Raw genomic sequence first — 18,972 nt, 5'->3', positions numbered from 1 at the left:
TACTTGACAGGGATAAGACCACCTTTTGGGGCCTTTTTCTTTTTATCTTCTCACTTGATAAGCGAAATGATAAAGGCTGTTATCAGTGGATACCAGTCTTGAATCTCCTGAATAAACTCTGAATGGAATAATGTCATAGTAATGAACGGAAACAGATGTGTAATATGTGTAGTATCCAGCGGCTGGTCCTAAATACATTGGAACATCAAAAGTTCCGTTTGCATCAGTTGTTCCTGAAGCTGTTTTTGTTGTGTTTCCGACCTTCGTATCTGCTTCAAATCTTACCGGAGCGTTTGGCACCGGCTGCCCGTTTTGGTCGAGTAATTTGCCGCTTATCGTAATATTGTACTTCACTCGCCAAAATTGACCTTGTCCGTAATTGATTTTACCGTAAACCCCCCCATCTGTACTGATATTTGTAATTGAAGCCTTATAAGGCGCCTCAGCAGCGTCTGCTTGCTGTGCGGGGCAAACGCTTGTCAACACAGCTGCCAAACACAGCATAAACAATAAACCGATTTTTTTCATAAGACATCCTCCTTTAAAATAGGGTTCATATACAATATCGGAATAAATTGGATGATATTTAGCGCATTTTGGAAAAAATAATCAATGCTTTGACAAGATAAAAACTTGACAGTCTCAACAAAACCGTGTAAACTAAGTTATCGTAAAGGGATTTGACTTAACAAAGGGGAGAGCTCAAATGTCACTCGAAAAGACAACGAGAATGAACTATCTGTTTGATTTTTATCAGTCGTTGTTGACGTCAAAACAGAAGAGCTATATGTCGCTTTATTATTTGGACGATTTCTCCCTAGGCGAAATAGCCGAAGAATATGAGGTTTCAAGACAAGCTGTTTATGATAACATCAAACGAACAGAAGCGATGCTTGAACAATATGAAGAAAAGCTGCTCCTTTTGAAAAAGTTTCAGGAGCGTAAAGAGATGTTTAATAAGCTGAAGGAGCTTGCTTCCGGTTCAAAAGAAGAGGAAGAAATTACAGCTCTGATTGAAGCGCTTGAGAAATTAGATTAGGAGGCGGCAAACTATGGCATTTGAAGGATTAGCCGACCGACTGCAGCAGACGATTTCTAAAATCCGCGGAAAAGGGAAAGTCAGCGAACAAGATGTTAAAGAAATGATGCGTGAGGTTCGTCTTGCGCTGCTTGAGGCTGACGTTAACTTTAAAGTAGTCAAGGATTTTGTTAAAAAAGTAAGTGAACGCGCTGTAGGCCAAGACGTCATGAAAAGTCTGACGCCCGGCCAGCAGGTCATTAAAGTTGTTAAAGAGGAACTGACTGAGCTGATGGGCGGCGAAGAGAGCAAAATCGCCGTCGCAAAAAGGCCGCCGACTGTTATTATGATGGTTGGTCTCCAAGGTGCAGGTAAAACGACAACAAGCGGTAAGCTTGCGAATCTGCTGCGCAAAAAGCATAATCGCAAACCGATGCTGGTTGCTGCCGATATTTACCGTCCAGCCGCTATTAAGCAGCTGGAAACGCTCGGCAAACAGCTTGACATGCCTGTTTTCTCTCTTGGTGATCAGGTCAGTCCTGTAGAAATAGCGAAACAGGCTATTGAGAAAGCCAAAGAAGAACATTATGACTATGTTATTTTGGATACGGCAGGCCGCTTGCATATCGACCATGAACTGATGGATGAACTGACCAACGTCAAAGAAATCGCAAATCCGGAAGAAATCTTCCTGGTTGTCGATTCAATGACCGGACAGGACGCTGTAAATGTTGCCAAAAGCTTTAATGAACAGCTCGGCTTAACCGGTGTTGTGTTGACTAAGCTTGATGGAGACACACGCGGCGGTGCAGCCCTTTCTATTCGCGCAGTCACAAACACGCCGATTAAGTTCGCCGGTTTAGGCGAAAAGCTCGATGCATTAGAACCGTTCCATCCTGAACGCATGGCATCAAGGATTCTCGGCATGGGCGACGTGCTGACATTGATTGAAAAAGCACAGGCCAGCGTTGATGAAGACAAAGCCAAAGAGCTGGAACAAAAAATGAGAACGATGAGCTTCACATTGGACGATTTTCTGGAGCAGCTCGGGCAGGTCAGAAACATGGGGCCGCTTGATGAGCTTCTGCAAATGATGCCGGGTGCAGGTAAAATGAAAGGCCTGAAAAACATCCAGGTTGATGAAAAGCAGCTGAATCATGTGGAAGCGATCATCAAATCAATGACTGTTCTTGAAAAAGAACAGCCGGATATCATCAATGCCAGCCGGCGGAAGCGGATTGCGAAAGGAAGCGGGACGTCCGTGCAGGAGGTCAACCGTCTGCTTAAGCAGTTTGAAGAAATGAAAAAAATGATGAAGCAGATGACAAACATGTCAAAAGGCAAGAAAAAAGGGTTTAAGCTACCTTTTATGTAATCGGTTATACATGATAAAACCGTTGTTAAGAAAAAACACTTTACAAACACTTTTATCATTGTTAATATACTATCTTGTTGAAATATTTTCGGAGGTGCTAGTAAAATGGCAGTAAAAATTCGTTTAAAACGTATGGGAGCAAAAAAATCTCCTTTCTATCGTATTGTTGTAGCAGATTCTCGTTCACCACGTGACGGCCGTTTCATTGAAACAGTCGGAACTTACAACCCGGTTGCAAAACCAGCGGAAGTAAAAATCGACGAAGAGCTTGCTCTTAAATGGCTTCAAACTGGAGCGAAACCATCTGATACAGTTCGCAACTTGTTCTCTAGCCAAGGAATCATGGAAAAATTCCACAACGCTAAACAAGGCAAGTAATGACTGATCAACACTTGGAAGATTTGATTGTCCAAATTGTGACGCCGCTTGTTGATCATCCAGATGACATTCGCGTCATAAGAGAAGAAACCGATCAAAAGATTGCGCTGCGCTTATCTGTCCATAAGTCAGATACCGGTAAAGTTATCGGAAAGCAAGGCCGGACTGCAAAAGCGATTCGAACAGCTGTATTTGCAGCTGGCGCACAGTCTTCTAAGAAAGTTCAATTTGAGATATTTGACTAAAAGGGAGAGGGCCGGCACCTCCCCTTTTTTTACACGCAAAAAAAGGGTAAACTGATAGAAGCTTAGGCAAAATAGAAAAGCCTGGGCCAAAAAAGTTTTAAAAGCAGGGAGCTTGGTGTGATGCAAATTATTCACCGTGTAGCCGTTATGCAAGTCTTAACCGAGCACAGCAAAGAAAAGCTTTTAGCTTCTTTTGCCGAAAAGAAACAAATGCTTGAACGAGAATGCAGCCAGCTCTATTTTCAGCTTAGAAAACATGAGAAAGAACAGCAAAACCCAGATATGATTGAACAATTTAAAAAGGCAATAGAAAAGCGAAAAGATAATATAAAAATCATCGATTTTCAAATTGCTCAAGTACATACATTGCCGCTTGGCAGTGAGATGAAAGAAAAGGAAGTCGATGCGCTGCTGACAATCGAAGCCGGGGATGACTGGCATGAGAAAACAGCAGCAAACACCATCGTCATAAAAGACGGAAAAGTAATTGAAATTCGCCAGAGGTGATCATATGACAAAGCGATGGTTTAATGTAGGTAAAATCGTAAACACCCACGGGATTAAAGGCGAGGTGCGGGTGATTTCGAAAACAGATTTTGCGGAAGAACGGTACAAGCCGGGCAACAAGCTGTATTTGTTTATGGACGGACGTAACGAACCAGTAGAAGTAACAGTAAACACGCACAGACTGCATAAGCAATTTCACCTGCTGCAGTTTCAAGAAAGACAAAGCCTGAATGAAGCAGAGGAACTTAAAAACGCAATCATTAAAGTGCCTGAAGAAGATTTAGGAGAGCTGAATGAGGGAGAATTTTATTTCCACGAAATCATAGGGTGCGAAGTATTTACCGAAGACGGTGAACTCATTGGAAAGGTCAAAGAAATTTTGACGCCTGGGGCTAATGACGTTTGGGTTATCGGGCGAAAAGGGAAAAAAGATGCACTCATTCCTTATATTGAATCAGTGGTCAAACATATCGATGTCAGCGAAAAGAAAATTGAGATTGAACTTATGGAAGGATTAATAGACGAATGAAAATCGACTTTTTGACGCTGTTTCCCGAAATGTTTGAAGGCGTGCTCGGCTCATCCATTCTCCAAAAAGCCCAGGAAAAAGAGGCGGTGCAGTTTCAGGTCGTAAATTTCCGGGAGTATTCTGATAACAAGCATAATACTGTTGATGATTACCCTTATGGCGGCGGCGCAGGCATGGTTCTCAAGCCTCAGCCTGTTTTTGACGCCGTCGAGGACCTGACATCAAAGGCAGCTGCTCCTCCGCGTATTATCCTCGTCTGTCCGCAAGGTGAGCGTTTTACCCAAAAAAAAGCTGAACAATTAGCAAAGGAAGAGCATTTGCTGTTTATTTGCGGCCACTATGAAGGCTATGATGAACGCATTCGCGAGCATCTGGTGACAGATGAAATATCCATTGGTGATTTTGTCCTGACGGGCGGTGAGCTTCCTGCAATGATGATTGCAGACAGTGTCGTCAGACTGCTTCCGGGTGTGCTGGGCAAAGAAGCTTCTCATATTGAGGATTCATTCAGCACCGGCCTCTTAGAGCACCCGCATTATACAAGACCGGCAGATTACAAAGGTTTAAAAGTGCCTGAAACACTCCTGTCAGGAAACCATGCAAAAATCAAAGAATGGCGGAGTAAAGAATCGATCAGAAGGACCTATTTAAGACGCCCGGATCTTTTAAAAGACTACCCCCTTACAGAGCAGCAAAGAAAATGGATTTCTGAATGGGAAAAAGAATAGATTTTATTGCACAGGCTATGAAATTGTGATAAGATACTATTTGTGGCTTAAGCGGGCTTATCCGCTGCAGCTTGAAAACGATGTTCCGCTGTGCCGGGTTTTGTGGCCAAGAGCATCTGTTGGAAGGAGTTGAAAACGATGCAAAAACTAATTGAAGATATCACAAAAGAACAGCTTCGCACTGATCTTCCTGCGTTCCGTCCTGGTGACACTTTACGTGTACACGTGAAAGTTGTTGAGGGTAACCGTGAGCGTATCCAGATCTTTGAAGGTGTTGTGATTAAGCGTCGTGGTGGTGGAATCAGCGAAACGTTCACAGTTCGTAAGATTTCTTACGGTGTTGGCGTTGAACGTACTTTCCCTGTACACACACCAAAAATCGCGAAAATCGAAGTTGTACGTTACGGTAAAGTACGCCGTGCTAAACTTTACTACCTGCGTGAACTTCGCGGAAAAGCGGCTCGTATTAAAGAGATCAGACGATAATGATAACGAACGAAAAGAGCTTGTTACCTGTAACAAGCTCTTTTTTTATACAGAATTTGAAAATGCCGGACAGGCATCGTAAAATACATAAAGGGCAACAAAGAATCTTGCATACTGAAGAGATAAAGGCGGTGTTCGGTCACATGACAATCCAATGGTTCCCAGGCCATATGGCGAAGGCAAGAAGAGAAGTAACCGAAAAATTAAAATTAATTGATATTGTATATGAATTGGTAGATGCCAGAATCCCAATGTCATCAAGAAACCCAATGATTGAAGACATTCTAAAAAATAAGCCGCGAATTATGCTGCTAAACAAGGCCGACAAAGCAGATGCGGCAGTTACACAGCAGTGGAAAGAGCACTTTGAGAACCAGGGGATCCGCTCTCTGTCCATTAACTCTGTAAACGGACAAGGCTTAAATCAAATTGTGCCGGCGTCAAAAGAGATCCTCCAAGAAAAATTTGACCGGATGCGGGCAAAAGGTGTGAAGCCGAGAGCAATTCGCGCTTTGATCATCGGCATTCCGAACGTTGGAAAGTCAACGCTCATTAATCGGCTTGCAAAGAAAAATATAGCAAAAACAGGAGACAGACCTGGTATTACAACATCTCAGCAGTGGGTGAAAGTCGGAAAGGAATTAGAGCTCTTAGATACACCGGGGATTTTATGGCCTAAATTTGAGGACGAGCTAGTCGGCTTGAGACTGGCAGTCACCGGTGCTATTAAAGATTCAATTATCAATTTGCAGGACGTGGCGGTGTTTGGCCTTCGTTTTCTTGAAGAACACTATCCTGAACGGCTTAAAGAGCGCTACGGCCTTGATGAGATCCCAGAGGACATTGCGGAGCTGTTTGATGCAATAGGTGAAAAGCGCGGCTGTCTCATGAGCGGAGGTCTCATTAACTACGATAAGACGACTGAAGTCATCATTCGCGATATCCGCACTGAAAAGTTCGGCAGGCTGTCATTTGAACAGCCAACTATGTAAAGGCGCGCAGAAATGCGGGTCTTTATTTTTTCCTGGCCGAACCGATACATACAGTAAGGAGAAGAGAAAGTGAATACATTAACCGTAAAGGACATTAAAGACCGTTTGCAGGAAGTGAAAGATGAACAAGACCCTTTTATTGCCCAATGCGAAAAAGACCCGAGAAAAAGCGTTCAAACGCTTGTAGAGCAGTGGCTTAAAAAGCAGGCGAAAGAAAAAGCGCTGAAGGAACAATGGGTGAGCATGACTTCCTATGAAAGGCTGGCAAGAAACAAAGGATTTCGCTTGATTGCAGGTGTTGACGAGGTCGGCCGGGGGCCATTGGCAGGACCCGTTGTCGCCAGCGCAGTCATCCTTCCAGAGGAATGTGAAATCCTTGGGCTGACAGACTCCAAAAAGCTTTCAGAAAAAAAGCGTGAGGAATACTACGAGCTTATTATGAAGGAAGCATTAGCGGTCGGAATAGGAATTGTAGAAGCCTCTGTGATTGATGAAATCAATATATATGAAGCTTCAAAGATGGCAATGATGAAAGCGATACACGATATGTCAGAAACACCTGATTATTTGCTTATTGACGCAATGACGCTGCCGCTCGACACGGCTCAGTCATCCATTATAAAAGGTGATGCCAAAAGCGTGTCAATTGCGGCAGGTGCGTGTATTGCGAAAGTAACGAGGGACCGAATGATGAGCGCCTATGCCAAAACATATCCGATGTATGGGTTTGAAAAAAATAAAGGCTATGGGACAAAAGAGCATCTCGAAGCTCTCGCTGCATACGGCCCAACTGAATTGCACCGCAAAACTTTCGCTCCTGTTCAAACTTTCAGATAAACCAATGGACAAGGAGGCACCTTTTTTTAAATGAATATACGAAATGATGTGCAAAAGGCGCTGCAGCACCTTTTTGGAAATACAGCAGTCCCGCAGGAAACAGCAAATGTCAGCGATGCGTTAAATGGGAAGAAGCGTCTCCTTTTAGGAAAAGTGCTTCGTTTATTAGGGGACCAGCATGCGCTGATCCAAGTCGGCAATCAAACTGTTCAGGGAAAACTTGAAACCCAGCTTCGTCCTCAGGCATATTATTGGTTTTCCTACGAAAAAAATACGGCAGAACAGATAGGACGTCTTCAGGTCGTTCAAAGCTTTGACCAAAATCCGAAAACCATTCAGGATGCAGCTGGCAAGCTTTTACATGCCATATCATTGAGACCGTCAAATACGGCTCTCATGATGACAGAAGCAATGCTGAAGAGCAAATCACCCGTAACAGAAAATGATATCAAAACAGCTGTCCGCTGGATGGATACGCTGCCTGCACAAGACACAAAAAAAGCGATTGAAACGGTTCTGTTCGCTTTGAAGCGTGACCTTCCCATTCACCCCGAGGTTTTGAGCGGTGTTCATGCTGTAAAATCGCCTGTTCCTCTGCATCAGCACGTATCCCAGCTGCTTCAGGCAATCAATCAAAGCCCTCAGCAGAGCCAAATGATGGCAAAGCTAAAGGAAGCTGTTACGGTACTTCTTAATAGTGAGATCGATGTCCATGCAGAACGTCTGATTGATAAGCTCAGCTCTCTAACGGACAATAACAAAGCATCTTCTTTAGGCAATACAGTTGGAAACAAGGAGCTTAGCGCACCAGCCGGCTCCCCTAGAGAGGCCAATTTGCCGCCTGTAAACCACACGGCGGAACAGAGAAGCCAGAAAGAGCCTGTTAAAACTTCACCAGACATTTCAATCAAAGAAGCTAGCCAGCTGCTGACAAAGCTGACGGAATCTGCTGAAAAAAACAGTCTTGACATTGTAAAAGAAGCAGCAAATTGGATTAAAGCGGCTGCCTCGTCGGGTAACCGTAAGTCACCTGTTACTTCAGCAATTCTACAGGCGGCACATGTAACAGATCAGGAAGCTGAAGTCTTTTTAAAAGCTGTTCAGCAGACGGCACCTAGTTTGGCCGATAAAGCAGATGTTCTTTCTTTCTTATCCAAAGTGAAAATGGCAATCGGTGCAAGGGACGAGCTTGCATTCATTAAAGCGTTTGAACAAGGAAGCTCAGTCACACCTGACGATATACAATCCATCAAGCTGGCCCTTCATGCCGCAAGAGCGTCGCATGATGTAGCAGATCCTGTCAAACAGGAAGCCGACCAGCTCTTTCATAAATTAAACGGCCAGCTTTTTATGCAGCAGGACCATCCGTCACACAGCCAAATTGTGATGTCGTTTCCGCTGTTTTCGAAGTCTGGAGTTCAGGACATGACTGTTCTTTTTAAAGGAAAGAAAGAAGCGGATGGAAAGCTTGATCCTTCCCATTGCCGCCTTTTGTTTTTGCTGCAGCTGGATACGTTAAAAGAAACGGTTGTTGATTGCTTGATACAGCAAAAAGTCATGACCATTACAATTGAGACTGATTTCGAGCTTCAGGCTGCGATTGATCCGATGGTGCCCGCGCTAAAACAGGGTCTCAAGGAAATGGGATACAGCCTTTCAGGAGTAAAAGCTAAAAAAAGGAGTCTAACTGAAGAAAAGGCTGCAATCGATCAATATATAACAAGCATCAGCAATCAGGAAGTGGATGTGAAAGTATGAAAGAACAGACGCCGATTAGAAAAGCTGTAGCCCTCCATTATGACGAACGAAAAGACAAGGCGCCGAGAGTGATTGCGACAGGAAAGGGCCATGTAGCCGACAATATTATCAAAGAAGCGAAAAAAGCAGGGGTTCCGATTCAAGAAGATCGGACCCTTGTCGAATTAATGCGCCATTTGACTGTAGATGATCAAATTCCGGAAGCCCTTTATGAAACGGTAGCCGAAATTTTTTCGTTTATTTACCGGTTGGACGAGAGTGTAAAAAACAAAAAATAACTAAAATATTCTCCATTCTCTGTTTGAAATTTATGTTTTTAATAAAATAAAAGTTTGAATGTTTAGAAGGATTTTAAGATTTTGCATCGAACTCTAGACAATTCTTCCAGTATTATTATAGAATGAAAGCGCAGTCTATTTTAGTTTTGTTACATAAGTTAGGAGGATGGGAAATGAATATCCATGAGTACCAGGGAAAAGAAGTCCTCAGAAAATATGGGGTATCTGTTCCTGAAGGTAAAGTGGCTTTTACAGCAGATGAAGCAGTTGAGAAAGCAAAGAGCTTATCCAGCTCGGTTTATGTCGTAAAGGCTCAAATTCATGCTGGCGGTCGAGGCAAAGCCGGTGGGGTAAAAATAGCAAAATCATTAGACGAAGTGAAAGCGTATGCCGAGGAACTATTAGGAAAGACCCTCGTTACACATCAGACGGGTCCGGACGGCCAAGTAATAAAACGCTTACTTATTGAAGAAGGCTGCGATATTAAAAAGGAATACTATGTGGGGCTCGTGCTTGACCGCGCCACTTCTAGAATCGTTCTGATGGCTTCTGAAGAAGGCGGAACGGAGATTGAAGAAGTAGCGGAGAAAACACCGGAAAAAATCAAAAAAGCTGTCATTGATCCGGCTGTCGGCCTCCAAGGCTATCAAGCCAGAGAAATCGCATTCGCAATTAATATTCCAAAGGAGCTTGTGGGAAAAGCTGCTAAATTTATGCTTGGACTATATAAAGCCTTTGTTGAGAAAGACTGCTCAATCGCCGAAATCAATCCGCTCGTTGTAACAGGCGACGGAAATGTGATGGCGCTTGATGCGAAATTAAATTTTGACAGCAACGCGTTGTACAGACAAAAGGACATTTTGGAGTACAGAGATTTGGATGAAGAAGATCCGAAAGAAATCGAAGCGTCCAAATATGACTTAAGCTACATTTCCCTAGATGGAAATATCGGCTGTATGGTAAACGGTGCGGGACTTGCAATGTCAACAATGGACATTATCAAGCATTATGGAGGAGAACCGGCCAACTTCCTTGATGTGGGCGGCGGTGCAACCGCAGAAAAAGTCACGGAAGCATTTAAAATCATTCTTTCTGATCAAAACGTTAAAGGGATTTTTGTCAACATTTTCGGCGGCATTATGAAATGTGATGTTATCGCAGAAGGGGTTGTTGAAGCGACAAGACAAGTCGGTTTGACATTGCCGCTGGTCGTCCGACTTGAAGGCACAAACGTGGATCTAGGGAAGAAAATCCTTAGTGAATCAGGATTAAACATAACATCTGCGGAATCAATGGCTGACGGCGCGCAGAAAATCGTATCCTTAGTTTAGGAAAGAATGAAAGGCAGGGGACCAGATAATGAGTGTTTTTATTAATAAAGATACAAGAGTTATTGTACAAGGGATTACAGGTTCTACCGCTTTATTTCATACGAAGCAGATGCTCGAATACGGCACAAATATCGTAGGCGGTGTAACACCTGGAAAAGGCGGAACTGAAGTGGAAGGAGTTCCGGTCTTTAATACAGTGGCTGAAGCAGTTCAAACAACTGGCGCTAACGCCTCTGTAATATATGTGCCGGCGCCTTTTGCAGCAGATGCGATTATGGAAGCGGTGGATGCGGAGCTTGATCTCGTGATTTGCATCACTGAGCATATTCCGGTTTTGGATATGGTCAAGGTCAAACGCTTCATGGAAGGCAAGAAAACGAGATTGATAGGGCCGAACTGCCCTGGTGTCATCACACCTGAAGAATGTAAAATCGGCATTATGCCTGGATATATCCATAAAAAGGGTCATGTAGGCGTTGTATCGCGTTCAGGAACATTAACATACGAAGCGGTGCATCAGCTCTCAGAAGCGGGCGTAGGACAATCTACAGCTGTTGGAATCGGCGGCGATCCTGTAAATGGAACAAACTTTATTGATGTCTTAAAAGCGTTTAACGAAGATCCTGAAACACACGCTGTCATTATGATTGGCGAAATCGGTGGTACTGCCGAAGAGGAAGCAGCAGAGTGGGTAAAAGCAAACATGACAAAACCTGTAGTCGGATTTATCGGCGGTAAAACAGCACCTCCAGGGAAACGCATGGGACATGCCGGGGCCATTATTTCCGGCGGAAAAGGGACAGCTGATGAAAAAATCAAAACCCTTAATGCATGCGGCATTGAAGTTGCAGAGACACCTTCAGTAATGGGTGAAACCTTAATCAAGGTGCTGAAAGAGAAAAACTTATTCGAAACTTGCAAAACACATTAATAAAGAAGGGACAGCCGTCTAGGCTGTTCCTGCTTTTTCTGTCAAAAGGAGGTCAATATATTGGATCAGGCCGCAGCCTGTTTAATGATTTGCAGAATCAATCAATTATTATCCCCATCCCTTCTATTAAAATGGTGGAAAGCCGATCCGTCTATGTCGCTGACATCGCCTGTGTTCGAAACTGTTACTCGCGGTAAAGTAAAGGCAGCTGCATTAAAAAATAAAATAGAAGAATATTATCCAAAGCTTCAGCGTGTACTTGCTGTTTATCATGAGCAAGGCATTAACACCATCCCGATTTCTTCAAAGCAATATCCTTTCTGGCTGAAAACCATCTATGATCCCCCTGCCGTCCTGTTTGCAAAGGGTGATATGACCCTTCTTTCTAAAGGAAGGAAAATTGGAATTGTAGGGACAAGACATCCAACAGCTTATGGGATACATGTTGTCAATCATCTTACAAAAGAGCTTTGCCGCAAAGATTGGGTGATTGTCAGCGGATTGGCGGCTGGGATAGACGGAATGTCCCATGCTGCAAGTATTGAGGCGAAAGGCCGGACAATCGGCGTCATTGCAGGCGGATTTCAGAACATTTATCCCCGGGAAAACCTTCAGTTAGCACATTACATGGCTAAACACCATATCCTTCTGTCAGAGCATCCACCGGAAACCAAACCCCAAAAATGGCATTTCCCTATGAGAAACCGTATCATTAGCGGATTAAGTGAAGGCGTTATTGTCGTGCAGGGTAAAGAAAAAAGCGGTTCGCTGATTACTGCATACCAAGCATTGGAGCAAGGGAGAGAAGTATTTGCCGTGCCCGGTTCATTATTTGATCCTTACGCCGGAGGTCCTATTAAACTGATTCAGCAGGGGGCTAAAGCCATATGGTCAGCAGAGGATATTTTCGAGGAGCTTCCTGAGAGAAACGTTCAATATACGGAACCCTTTTGAATTATCGTTTGACAAACGGCATTGTAATATTTAATAATAGTGAGGATTTAAAGTTGCATATTGTTTTGTATTTAAATAATGACGTTCATCATAAAGAATGAATTGTTGAAAGCCAAATAAAGACAGCTGCAAAAATAAAATTGAAATACTTGAAAAGAGAGAGAACACCTCTTGAGGGGGATGAAAATGTCTGATTATCTAGTCATCGTGGAATCGCCCGCTAAGGCGAAAACGATTGAACGTTACTTAGGTAAAAAATATAAAGTAAAAGCATCGATGGGACATGTCCGGGATCTTCCAAAAAGTCAAATGGGAGTTGACATAGAACAAAATTTTGAACCGAAATACATTACCATTCGAGGTAAAGGACCTGTACTAAAAGAGCTTAAAACCGCTGCAAAAAAAGCCAAAAAAGTGTTTCTTGCAGCTGACCCCGACAGAGAAGGGGAAGCGATTGCATGGCACTTGGCACACAGCCTTGATTTGGATCTCAATTCAGACTGCCGCGTGGTATTTAATGAAATTACAAAAGACGCCATCAAGGAATCGTTTAAGCATCCCCGCATGATCAATATGGATTTAGTGGATGCACAGCAGGCGAGACGTATTTTAGACAGGCTTGTCGGATATAAAATCAGTCCAATCCTATGGAAAAAAGTCAAAAAAGGGCTTAGCGCAGGCCGTGTGCAATCTGTTGCCCTCCGTTTGATTATTGACCGTGAAAAAGAAATTAACGACTTTAAACCTGAGGAATATTGGACAATTGACGGCACGTTCTTAAAAGGACAGGAAACGTTTGAAGCGAGCTTTTTCGGAAAGAACGGCAAAAAACTTCCTTTAAATAGTGAAGCTGATGTTAAAGACATCCTTTCTCAGCTTAAAGGCAATAAATATACAGTTGAAAAAGTAACGAAAAAGGAACGCAAACGTAATCCGGCATTGCCTTTTACAACTTCCACCCTGCAGCAGGAAGCGGCCCGCAAACTCAATTTCAGAGCCAAGAAAACGATGATGATTGCACAGCAATTATATGAAGGAATCGATCTTGGAAGAGAAGGAACTGTCGGTCTGATCACGTATATGAGAACGGATTCAACGCGTATTTCAAATACGGCGGTTGAAGAAGCAGCTGCATTTATTGATCAGTCATACGGCAAAGAGTTCTTAGGCGGCAAACGAAAGCCTGCTAAAAAGAATGAAAATGCTCAGGACGCTCACGAAGCAATCCGCCCGACGTCAGTTCTCAGAAAACCAAGCGAATTAAAAGCAGTACTTGGCAGAGATCAGATGAGATTGTATAAATTAATTTGGGAGCGCTTTGTAGCCAGCCAAATGGCGCCTGCAGTTCTCGATACAATGAGTGTCGACCTGACAAACAACGGTTTGACATTCCGTGCAAATGGAAGTAAAGTCAAGTTTTCCGGGTTTATGAAGGTGTATGTTGAAGGAAAAGACGACCAACTGGAAGAAAAAGACCGGATGCTGCCTGATTTGCAAGAAGGCGACACGGTATTATCAAAAGATATAGAACCGGAGCAGCATTTTACCCAGCCGCCTCCGCGCTATACTGAGGCTCGTCTCGTTAAAACCCTTGAAGAACTCGGTATCGGCCGTCCTTCCACATACGCTCCGACGCTTGATACCATTCAGCGGCGCGGCTACGTGGCTTTGGATAATAAACGCTTTGTTCCGACTGAACTAGGGCAGATCGTCCTTGACTTGATCATGGAATTCTTCCCTGAAATCATTAATGTTGAGTTTACGGCAAAAATGGAAAAAGACCTTGATCATGTTGAAGAAGGCAACACGGAATGGGTTAAGATTATCGATAACTTCTATACCGATTTTGAAAAACGGGTCAAAAAGGCCGAAGCGGAAATGAAGGAAGTTGAAATCGAACCGGAATATGCAGGAGAAGATTGTGAATTGTGCAGTTCTCCAATGGTATATAAAATGGGCCGGTATGGTAAATTCTTAGCTTGCTCCAACTTCCCGGACTGCCGGAACACAAAACCGATTGTAAAACAGATCGGCGTGAAGTGCCCGAGCTGCGGTGAAGGAAATATTGTGGAGCGAAAATCGAAAAAGAAACGGGTTTTTTACGGCTGTGACCGTTATCCGGACTGTGAATTCGTTTCCTGGGACAAACCAATTGAACGAAAATGCCCGAAATGCGGAAAAATGCTCGTCGAGAAAAAACTCAAAAAAGGCATACAAGTCCAATGCGTGGAATGCGATTATAAGGAAGAACCACAGAAGTAGCGGTGAGCAGGGTCTTGCTCACCTTCTTTGTGTGTTAAAAGAAGGCCTTGAATAATAAACTAGGAGATGTGAAAGATGAACCAACAAACAGTGAATGTAATCGGAGCCGGACTAGCAGGTAGTGAGGCAGCGTGGCAGCTTGCCAAACGGGGAATTCAAGTCAAATTATATGAAATGCGCCCTGTTAAACAAACGCCTGCGCACCATACAGATAAATTTGCCGAGCTTGTGTGCAGCAACTCTCTGCGCTCCAACACGCTTGCTAACGCTGTCGGTGTATTAAAGGAAGAAATGCGGGCGCTTGATTCAGCTATCATCGCGGCTGCTGACGAATGTTCCGTTCCTGCCGGGGGCGCTCTCGCAGTTGACCGCCATGAATTTGCCGAAAGTGTGACAAATCGGGTAAAAAATCATCCAAACGTAACTGTTATTAATGAAGAAGTCACAGAAATACCCGAAGGCCCTACCATTATCGCAACGGGTCCATTAACGTCAGAATCGTTGTCTGCCCAGCTGAAGGAGCTGACTGGAGAGGACTATTTATATTTTTATGATGCAGCGGCGCCGATTGTAGAAAAAGACAGCCTTGATATGGATAAAGTATACCTGAAATCCCGTTACGATAAAGGGGAAGCAGCGTATTTGAACTGCCCGATGACAGAAGAAGAGTTTGACCGTTTTCATGAAGCATTAACATCAGCAGAAACAGTCCCGTTAAAAGAATTCGAAAAAGAAATCTTCTTTGAAGGCTGCATGCCGATTGAAGTCATGGCAAAACGGGGAAAGAAAACAATGCTTTTCGGACCAATGAAACCCGTTGGTTTAGAGCATCCTGTTACAGGAAAGCGCCCTTATGCTGTTGTTCAGCTCAGACAGGATGATGCTGCAGGAACACTCTACAATATTGTAGGGTTCCAGACTCATTTAAAATGGGGGGACCAAAAAGAAGTTCTTAAATTGATTCCAGGGCTTGAAAATGTAGAAATTGTGAGATACGGCGTGATGCACAGAAATACATTCATTAACTCTCCAAGCCTGTTAAAGCCGACTTATCAATTTAAAAACCGCAGTGACCTGTTCTTTGCAGGCCAAATGACGGGAGTAGAAGGATATGTGGAATCAGCTGCTTCAGGACTGGTAGCAGGCATTAATGCGGCTAAACTTGTTTTAGGAGAAGAGCTTGTCACTTTCCCTCAGGAAACAGCAATAGGCAGCATGGCTCACTATATTACAACAACAAATCAGAAGAACTTCCAGCCGATGAATGCAAACTTTGGGCTTTTAAAAGAATTGCCTGTTAAAATTAAAAATAAAAAAGAGCGGAATGAACAATACGCGAACCGCGCAATTGAGACAATTCGAACAATTTCGAAAATAATATAGGTATTGATTGCAACTTGAACGCGATTTGTGATACCATTTAAAAGCCCTTTCTGGGGAGGAATTAGGCATGGAGAATGTTAAGAATTTCGTAAAGTTATTCGTTGAATATTTACAAATTGAAAAAAATTATTCACAATATACTATTGTGAATTATGTGGATTCAATTGAAGAATTCGAGACTTTCCTGCGCGTTCAAGGTATAAATGGATTTGAAGAAGCTGCATATCAAGATACTAGGATTTTTTTGACAGAAGCCTATGAAAAAGGTTTATCGAGACGAACAATAAGCAAAAAGATATCTGCATTGAGAAGCTTTTATAAATTCCTGATGCGAGAAAAGCTTGTTGAAGAAAATCCGTTTCAGCTTGTTCACTTGCCGAAACAAGAGAAACGGATACCGAAGTTTCTCTATCAAAAAGAGCTTGAAGAACTGTTTGAAGTTTCAGATATAAGCCAGCCGGCCGGAATGAGGGATCAAGCGCTGTTAGAGCTTCTTTATGCCACCGGAATGAGGGTCAGTGAATGCTGTTCCATAACTGTCAGCGATGTAGATTTATTTATGGACACTGTGCTTGTTCACGGTAAAGGCAAGAAGCAGCGCTATATCCCTTTTGGGTCTTACGCCCGCGAAGCGTTGGATAGATATATGAATAGCGGAAGGCAGTGCTTGCTGATAAAAGCAAAAGAACCTCACGATCTATTATTTGTGAATCAAAGAGGCGGACCGCTTACAGCCCGAGGTATCAGACATATTTTAAGCGGGCTTGTCCAAAAAGCGTCCGGCACTTTACATATCCATCCGCATATGCTTCGACATACGTTCGCCACTCATCTGTTAAACGAAGGAGCGGATTTGAGGAGCGTTCAAGAACTGCTCGGGCATTCCAATCTGTCTTCGACACAGATATACACGCACGTTTCGAAGGAAATGTTGAGAAACACATATATGTCTCACCATCCAAGAGCTTTTAAGAAAAATTAAAGGAGGCCCTTTATGTCATCTTTTCATGCGACCACAATATTCGCCGTCCAGCATAAGGGACGAAGTGCAATGTCCGGAGACGGCCAAGTGACGTTTGGTCAGGCTGTTGTCATGAAACATACTGCGAGAAAAGTAAGAAAACTGTTTAATGGGAAGGTTCTTGCTGGGTTTGCGGGATCTGTTGCAGACGCTTTCACTTTATTCGAAAAGTTTGAAGCTAAGCTTGAAGAGTATAACGGCAACTTAAAACGGGCGGCTGTTGAGCTTGCAAAAGAATGGCGCAGCGACAAAGTGCTTAGAAAGCTTGAAGCCATGCTGATTGTGATGAATCAGGATACCTTGCTTCTCGTATCGGGAACAGGCGAGGTGATCGAACCAGATGACGGCATTCTCGCGATTGGATCAGGAGGCAATTACGCTTTGGCAGCCGGAAGAGCTTTGAAAAAGCATGCCGGTGAAAGCATGTCTGCAAGTGAGATTGCTAGAGCCGCGTTAGAAACAGCAGGCGAAATTTGTGTTTACACGAACGATCAAATCATACTGGAAGAGCTTGAATAGAAAGGACTTGAGGCGCATGGAAAAAAATCCGTTAACACCAAGACAGATTGTAGATCGGTTAGACCAATATATTGTCGGTCAGCAAAACGCGAAAAAAGCTGTCGCCGTGGCATTAAGAAACCGCTATAGAAGAAGTCTTCTGGATGAAAAGCTGAAGGACGAGGTCGTTCCGAAAAACATTTTAATGATGGGGCCTACCGGCGTTGGAAAAACTGAAATTGCCAGACGTATCGCCAAGCTTTCAGGTGCGCCATTTATTAAAATTGAAGCAACAAAATTCACCGAAGTCGGCTATGTAGGCAGGGATGTTGAATCAATGGTCAGAGACCTTGTGGAGACGTCCGTTCGGCTTATAAAAGAAGAGAAAATGAATGAAGTAAAGGAGCAGGCAGAAGAAAATGCCAACAAACGCATTGTTCGTCTGTTAGTTCCTGGGAAGAAAAAACAATCAGGCGTGAAAAATCCGTTTGAAATGTTTTTTGGCGGCAGCCAGCCGAATGGTGAAGATGAGGCAGAGAGTCAGGAAGAAGCAAACATTGAAGAAAAAAGAAAACGCATGGCGCATCAGCTGGCTTTAGGAGAGCTTGAAGACTACTATGTAACAGTAGAAGTCGAAGAGCAGCAGCCTTCTATGTTTGATATGCTGCAGGGCTCGGGTATGGAGCAGATGGGCATGAACATGCAGGACGCATTGAGCGGACTAATGCCAAAGAAAAAGAAACGGCGCAAAATGACCGTCAGAGAAGCCAGAAAAGTCCTGACAAATGAAGAAGCAAGCAAACTCATTGATATGGATGAAGTCAGCCAGGAAGCTGTTCAGAGAGCAGAAGAGAGCGGCATTATCTTTATCGACGAGATTGATAAAATTGCAAAAAACGGCGGCGCGTCATCCTCTGCCGATGTATCAAGGGAAGGCGTTCAGCGGGACATTCTCCCGATCGTTGAGGGTTCTACTGTTGTCACTAAGTATGGATCAGTAAAAACAGACCATGTGTTATTTATTGCAGCAGGAGCGTTTCATATGGCCAAACCATCTGATTTGATTCCTGAGTTGCAGGGGCGTTTCCCGATTCGTGTAGAACTGAGCAAACTGACGGTAGACGACTTCGTGAGAATTTTGGTTGAGCCGGATAATGCGCTGCTGAAACAATACCAGGCTTTATTGCAGACAGAAGGTATATCTCTTGAATTTTCTGACGAAGCTATTCATAAGATTGCTGAAGTTGCTTATCATGTGAACCAGGACACAGATAATATCGGTGCGAGACGCCTTCATACAATACTTGAACGTCTATTAGAAGATCTGTCGTTTGAAGCTCCTGATGTAACAATGGAGAAAATAACGATTACACCACAGTATGTCGAAGAAAAGCTCGGAACGATAGCCAAAAACAAAGATTTAAGTCAATTTATATTGTGAAAAATTTAATAAGAGGAATG

General features: G+C 43.4%; 21 protein-coding genes. 20 read left to right on the top strand and 1 reads right to left on the bottom strand.

Annotated features, from left to right (window positions below; translation table 11 throughout):
- Positions 1 to 42: 42 nt before the first annotated feature.
- A complete protein-coding gene (locus tag MOB98_RS06695) occupies positions 43 to 528 on the bottom strand; it encodes an Ig-like domain-containing protein (RefSeq protein ID WP_268362905.1) in 486 nt (161 codons plus the stop codon).
- Positions 529 to 706: 178 nt separating this feature from the next.
- Between MOB98_RS06695 and MOB98_RS06690 the strand changes: the two genes are divergently transcribed.
- The 20 genes from MOB98_RS06690 to hslU all read left to right on the top strand — a co-directional run bounded on the left by MOB98_RS06690 (position 707) and on the right by hslU (position 18,952).
- Positions 707 to 1,039: a putative DNA-binding protein gene (locus tag MOB98_RS06690; RefSeq protein ID WP_003238590.1), complete on the top strand. Its 333-nt coding sequence runs from the start codon at positions 707 to 709 to the stop codon at positions 1,037 to 1,039.
- A 13-nt stretch (positions 1,040 to 1,052) separates the two neighbouring features.
- Positions 1,053 to 2,393 carry a signal recognition particle protein gene (ffh, locus tag MOB98_RS06685; protein WP_268362903.1) on the top strand — a complete coding sequence of 447 codons (1,341 nt, stop codon included), beginning with the start codon at positions 1,053 to 1,055 and terminating at the stop codon, positions 2,391 to 2,393.
- A gap of 105 nt (positions 2,394 to 2,498) precedes the next feature.
- A complete protein-coding gene (gene rpsP, locus MOB98_RS06680; RefSeq protein WP_003220815.1) occupies positions 2,499 to 2,771 on the top strand; it encodes a 30S ribosomal protein S16 in 273 nt (90 codons plus the stop codon).
- Positions 2,771 to 3,016 (top strand): KH domain-containing protein, encoded by a 246-nt coding sequence (locus tag MOB98_RS06675; RefSeq protein ID WP_075746093.1) that lies wholly within the window; start codon positions 2,771 to 2,773, stop codon positions 3,014 to 3,016. The genes rpsP and MOB98_RS06675 overlap by 1 nt, the downstream gene beginning before the upstream one ends.
- A 120-nt stretch (positions 3,017 to 3,136) precedes the next feature.
- Positions 3,137 to 3,523: a YlqD family protein gene (locus MOB98_RS06670; RefSeq protein ID WP_268362902.1), complete on the top strand. Its 387-nt coding sequence runs from the start codon at positions 3,137 to 3,139 to the stop codon at positions 3,521 to 3,523.
- 4 nt (positions 3,524 to 3,527) lie between these two features.
- Entirely contained in the window at positions 3,528 to 4,052 is a 525-nt protein-coding gene (rimM, locus tag MOB98_RS06665; protein WP_268362901.1) for a ribosome maturation factor RimM, read from the top strand.
- Positions 4,049 to 4,780, top strand: coding sequence for a tRNA (guanosine(37)-N1)-methyltransferase TrmD (trmD, locus tag MOB98_RS06660; protein WP_268362900.1), 732 nt, complete (start codon positions 4,049 to 4,051; stop codon positions 4,778 to 4,780). The genes rimM and trmD overlap by 4 nt, the downstream gene beginning before the upstream one ends.
- Before the next feature lie 138 nt (positions 4,781 to 4,918).
- Positions 4,919 to 5,266, top strand: a complete 348-nt coding sequence (gene rplS, locus MOB98_RS06655; RefSeq protein WP_003220825.1) for a 50S ribosomal protein L19 — start codon at positions 4,919 to 4,921, stop codon at positions 5,264 to 5,266.
- Positions 5,267 to 5,409: 143 nt separating this feature from the next.
- Positions 5,410 to 6,258: a ribosome biogenesis GTPase YlqF gene (ylqF, locus tag MOB98_RS06650; RefSeq protein ID WP_009967235.1), complete on the top strand. Its 849-nt coding sequence runs from the start codon at positions 5,410 to 5,412 to the stop codon at positions 6,256 to 6,258.
- 69 nt (positions 6,259 to 6,327) lie between these two features.
- Positions 6,328 to 7,095, top strand: coding sequence for a ribonuclease HII (rnhB, locus tag MOB98_RS06645; RefSeq protein WP_088679404.1), 768 nt, complete (start codon positions 6,328 to 6,330; stop codon positions 7,093 to 7,095).
- Positions 7,096 to 7,125: 30 nt separating this feature from the next.
- Positions 7,126 to 8,853, top strand: coding sequence for a hypothetical protein (locus MOB98_RS06640; RefSeq protein WP_268367019.1), 1,728 nt, complete (start codon positions 7,126 to 7,128; stop codon positions 8,851 to 8,853).
- Positions 8,850 to 9,131: a FlhB-like flagellar biosynthesis protein gene (locus MOB98_RS06635; protein WP_268360416.1), complete on the top strand. Its 282-nt coding sequence runs from the start codon at positions 8,850 to 8,852 to the stop codon at positions 9,129 to 9,131. The genes MOB98_RS06640 and MOB98_RS06635 overlap by 4 nt, the downstream gene beginning before the upstream one ends.
- A gap of 173 nt (positions 9,132 to 9,304) precedes the next feature.
- On the top strand, positions 9,305 to 10,462 hold the full coding sequence (gene sucC, locus MOB98_RS06630) for an ADP-forming succinate--CoA ligase subunit beta (protein WP_268360415.1): 1,158 nt from the start codon (positions 9,305 to 9,307) through the stop codon (positions 10,460 to 10,462).
- A 28-nt stretch (positions 10,463 to 10,490) separates the two neighbouring features.
- Entirely contained in the window at positions 10,491 to 11,393 is a 903-nt protein-coding gene (gene sucD / locus MOB98_RS06625; protein WP_268360414.1) for a succinate--CoA ligase subunit alpha, read from the top strand.
- A gap of 60 nt (positions 11,394 to 11,453) precedes the next feature.
- The gene (dprA, locus tag MOB98_RS06620; RefSeq protein ID WP_268360413.1) at positions 11,454 to 12,347 is read left to right on the top strand and encodes a DNA-processing protein DprA; all 894 of its coding nucleotides are present in this window, start codon (positions 11,454 to 11,456) and stop codon (positions 12,345 to 12,347) included.
- A 186-nt stretch (positions 12,348 to 12,533) separates the two neighbouring features.
- Positions 12,534 to 14,609 carry a type I DNA topoisomerase gene (topA, locus tag MOB98_RS06615; RefSeq protein ID WP_268360412.1) on the top strand — a complete coding sequence of 692 codons (2,076 nt, stop codon included), beginning with the start codon at positions 12,534 to 12,536 and terminating at the stop codon, positions 14,607 to 14,609.
- Between the two features lie 75 nt (positions 14,610 to 14,684).
- A complete protein-coding gene (gene trmFO / locus MOB98_RS06610; protein WP_268360411.1) occupies positions 14,685 to 15,992 on the top strand; it encodes an FADH(2)-oxidizing methylenetetrahydrofolate--tRNA-(uracil(54)-C(5))-methyltransferase TrmFO in 1,308 nt (435 codons plus the stop codon).
- Between the two features lie 67 nt (positions 15,993 to 16,059).
- The gene (gene xerC / locus MOB98_RS06605) at positions 16,060 to 16,974 is read left to right on the top strand and encodes a tyrosine recombinase XerC (RefSeq protein ID WP_268360410.1); all 915 of its coding nucleotides are present in this window, start codon (positions 16,060 to 16,062) and stop codon (positions 16,972 to 16,974) included.
- 12 nt (positions 16,975 to 16,986) lie between these two features.
- Positions 16,987 to 17,532 carry an ATP-dependent protease subunit ClpQ gene (gene clpQ / locus MOB98_RS06600; RefSeq protein ID WP_003238555.1) on the top strand — a complete coding sequence of 182 codons (546 nt, stop codon included), beginning with the start codon at positions 16,987 to 16,989 and terminating at the stop codon, positions 17,530 to 17,532.
- 16 nt (positions 17,533 to 17,548) lie between these two features.
- Positions 17,549 to 18,952, top strand: a complete 1,404-nt coding sequence (gene hslU / locus MOB98_RS06595) for an HslU--HslV peptidase ATPase subunit (protein ID WP_419900966.1) — start codon at positions 17,549 to 17,551, stop codon at positions 18,950 to 18,952.
- Positions 18,953 to 18,972 lie beyond the last annotated feature (20 nt).

The organism is Bacillus sp. N13C7 (assembly GCF_026790065.1).
Classification (GTDB): Bacteria; Bacillota; Bacilli; order Bacillales; family Bacillaceae; genus Bacillus.
Note: the sequence above shows the minus strand (reverse complement) of the source record. Positions and strands in the feature narration are given on the sequence as shown.

Bases quoted from the DNA above. Each gene is read 5' to 3' on its own strand.
- topA (WP_268360412.1), top strand. From the start codon at position 12,534: ATGTCTGATTATCTAGTCATCGTGGAATCGCCCGCTAAGGCGAAAACG.
- MOB98_RS06670 (WP_268362902.1), top strand. From the start codon at position 3,137: ATGCAAATTATTCACCGTGTAGCCGTTATGCAAGTCTTAACCGAGCAC.
- sucC (WP_268360415.1), top strand. From the start codon at position 9,305: ATGAATATCCATGAGTACCAGGGAAAAGAAGTCCTCAGAAAATATGGG.
- ylqF (WP_009967235.1), top strand. From the start codon at position 5,410: ATGACAATCCAATGGTTCCCAGGCCATATGGCGAAGGCAAGAAGAGAA.
- MOB98_RS06690 (WP_003238590.1), top strand. From the start codon at position 707: ATGTCACTCGAAAAGACAACGAGAATGAACTATCTGTTTGATTTTTAT.
- rimM (WP_268362901.1), top strand. From the start codon at position 3,528: ATGACAAAGCGATGGTTTAATGTAGGTAAAATCGTAAACACCCACGGG.
- MOB98_RS06695 (WP_268362905.1), bottom strand. From the start codon at position 528: ATGAAAAAAATCGGTTTATTGTTTATGCTGTGTTTGGCAGCTGTGTTG.
- rpsP (WP_003220815.1), top strand. From the start codon at position 2,499: ATGGCAGTAAAAATTCGTTTAAAACGTATGGGAGCAAAAAAATCTCCT.
- xerC (WP_268360410.1), top strand. From the start codon at position 16,060: ATGGAGAATGTTAAGAATTTCGTAAAGTTATTCGTTGAATATTTACAA.
- hslU (WP_419900966.1), top strand. From the start codon at position 17,549: ATGGAAAAAAATCCGTTAACACCAAGACAGATTGTAGATCGGTTAGAC.
- trmD (WP_268362900.1), top strand. From the start codon at position 4,049: ATGAAAATCGACTTTTTGACGCTGTTTCCCGAAATGTTTGAAGGCGTG.
- MOB98_RS06640 (WP_268367019.1), top strand. From the start codon at position 7,126: ATGAATATACGAAATGATGTGCAAAAGGCGCTGCAGCACCTTTTTGGA.
- trmFO (WP_268360411.1), top strand. From the start codon at position 14,685: ATGAACCAACAAACAGTGAATGTAATCGGAGCCGGACTAGCAGGTAGT.
- sucD (WP_268360414.1), top strand. From the start codon at position 10,491: ATGAGTGTTTTTATTAATAAAGATACAAGAGTTATTGTACAAGGGATT.
- MOB98_RS06635 (WP_268360416.1), top strand. From the start codon at position 8,850: ATGAAAGAACAGACGCCGATTAGAAAAGCTGTAGCCCTCCATTATGAC.
- MOB98_RS06675 (WP_075746093.1), top strand. From the start codon at position 2,771: ATGACTGATCAACACTTGGAAGATTTGATTGTCCAAATTGTGACGCCG.
- rplS (WP_003220825.1), top strand. From the start codon at position 4,919: ATGCAAAAACTAATTGAAGATATCACAAAAGAACAGCTTCGCACTGAT.
- clpQ (WP_003238555.1), top strand. From the start codon at position 16,987: ATGTCATCTTTTCATGCGACCACAATATTCGCCGTCCAGCATAAGGGA.
- ffh (WP_268362903.1), top strand. From the start codon at position 1,053: ATGGCATTTGAAGGATTAGCCGACCGACTGCAGCAGACGATTTCTAAA.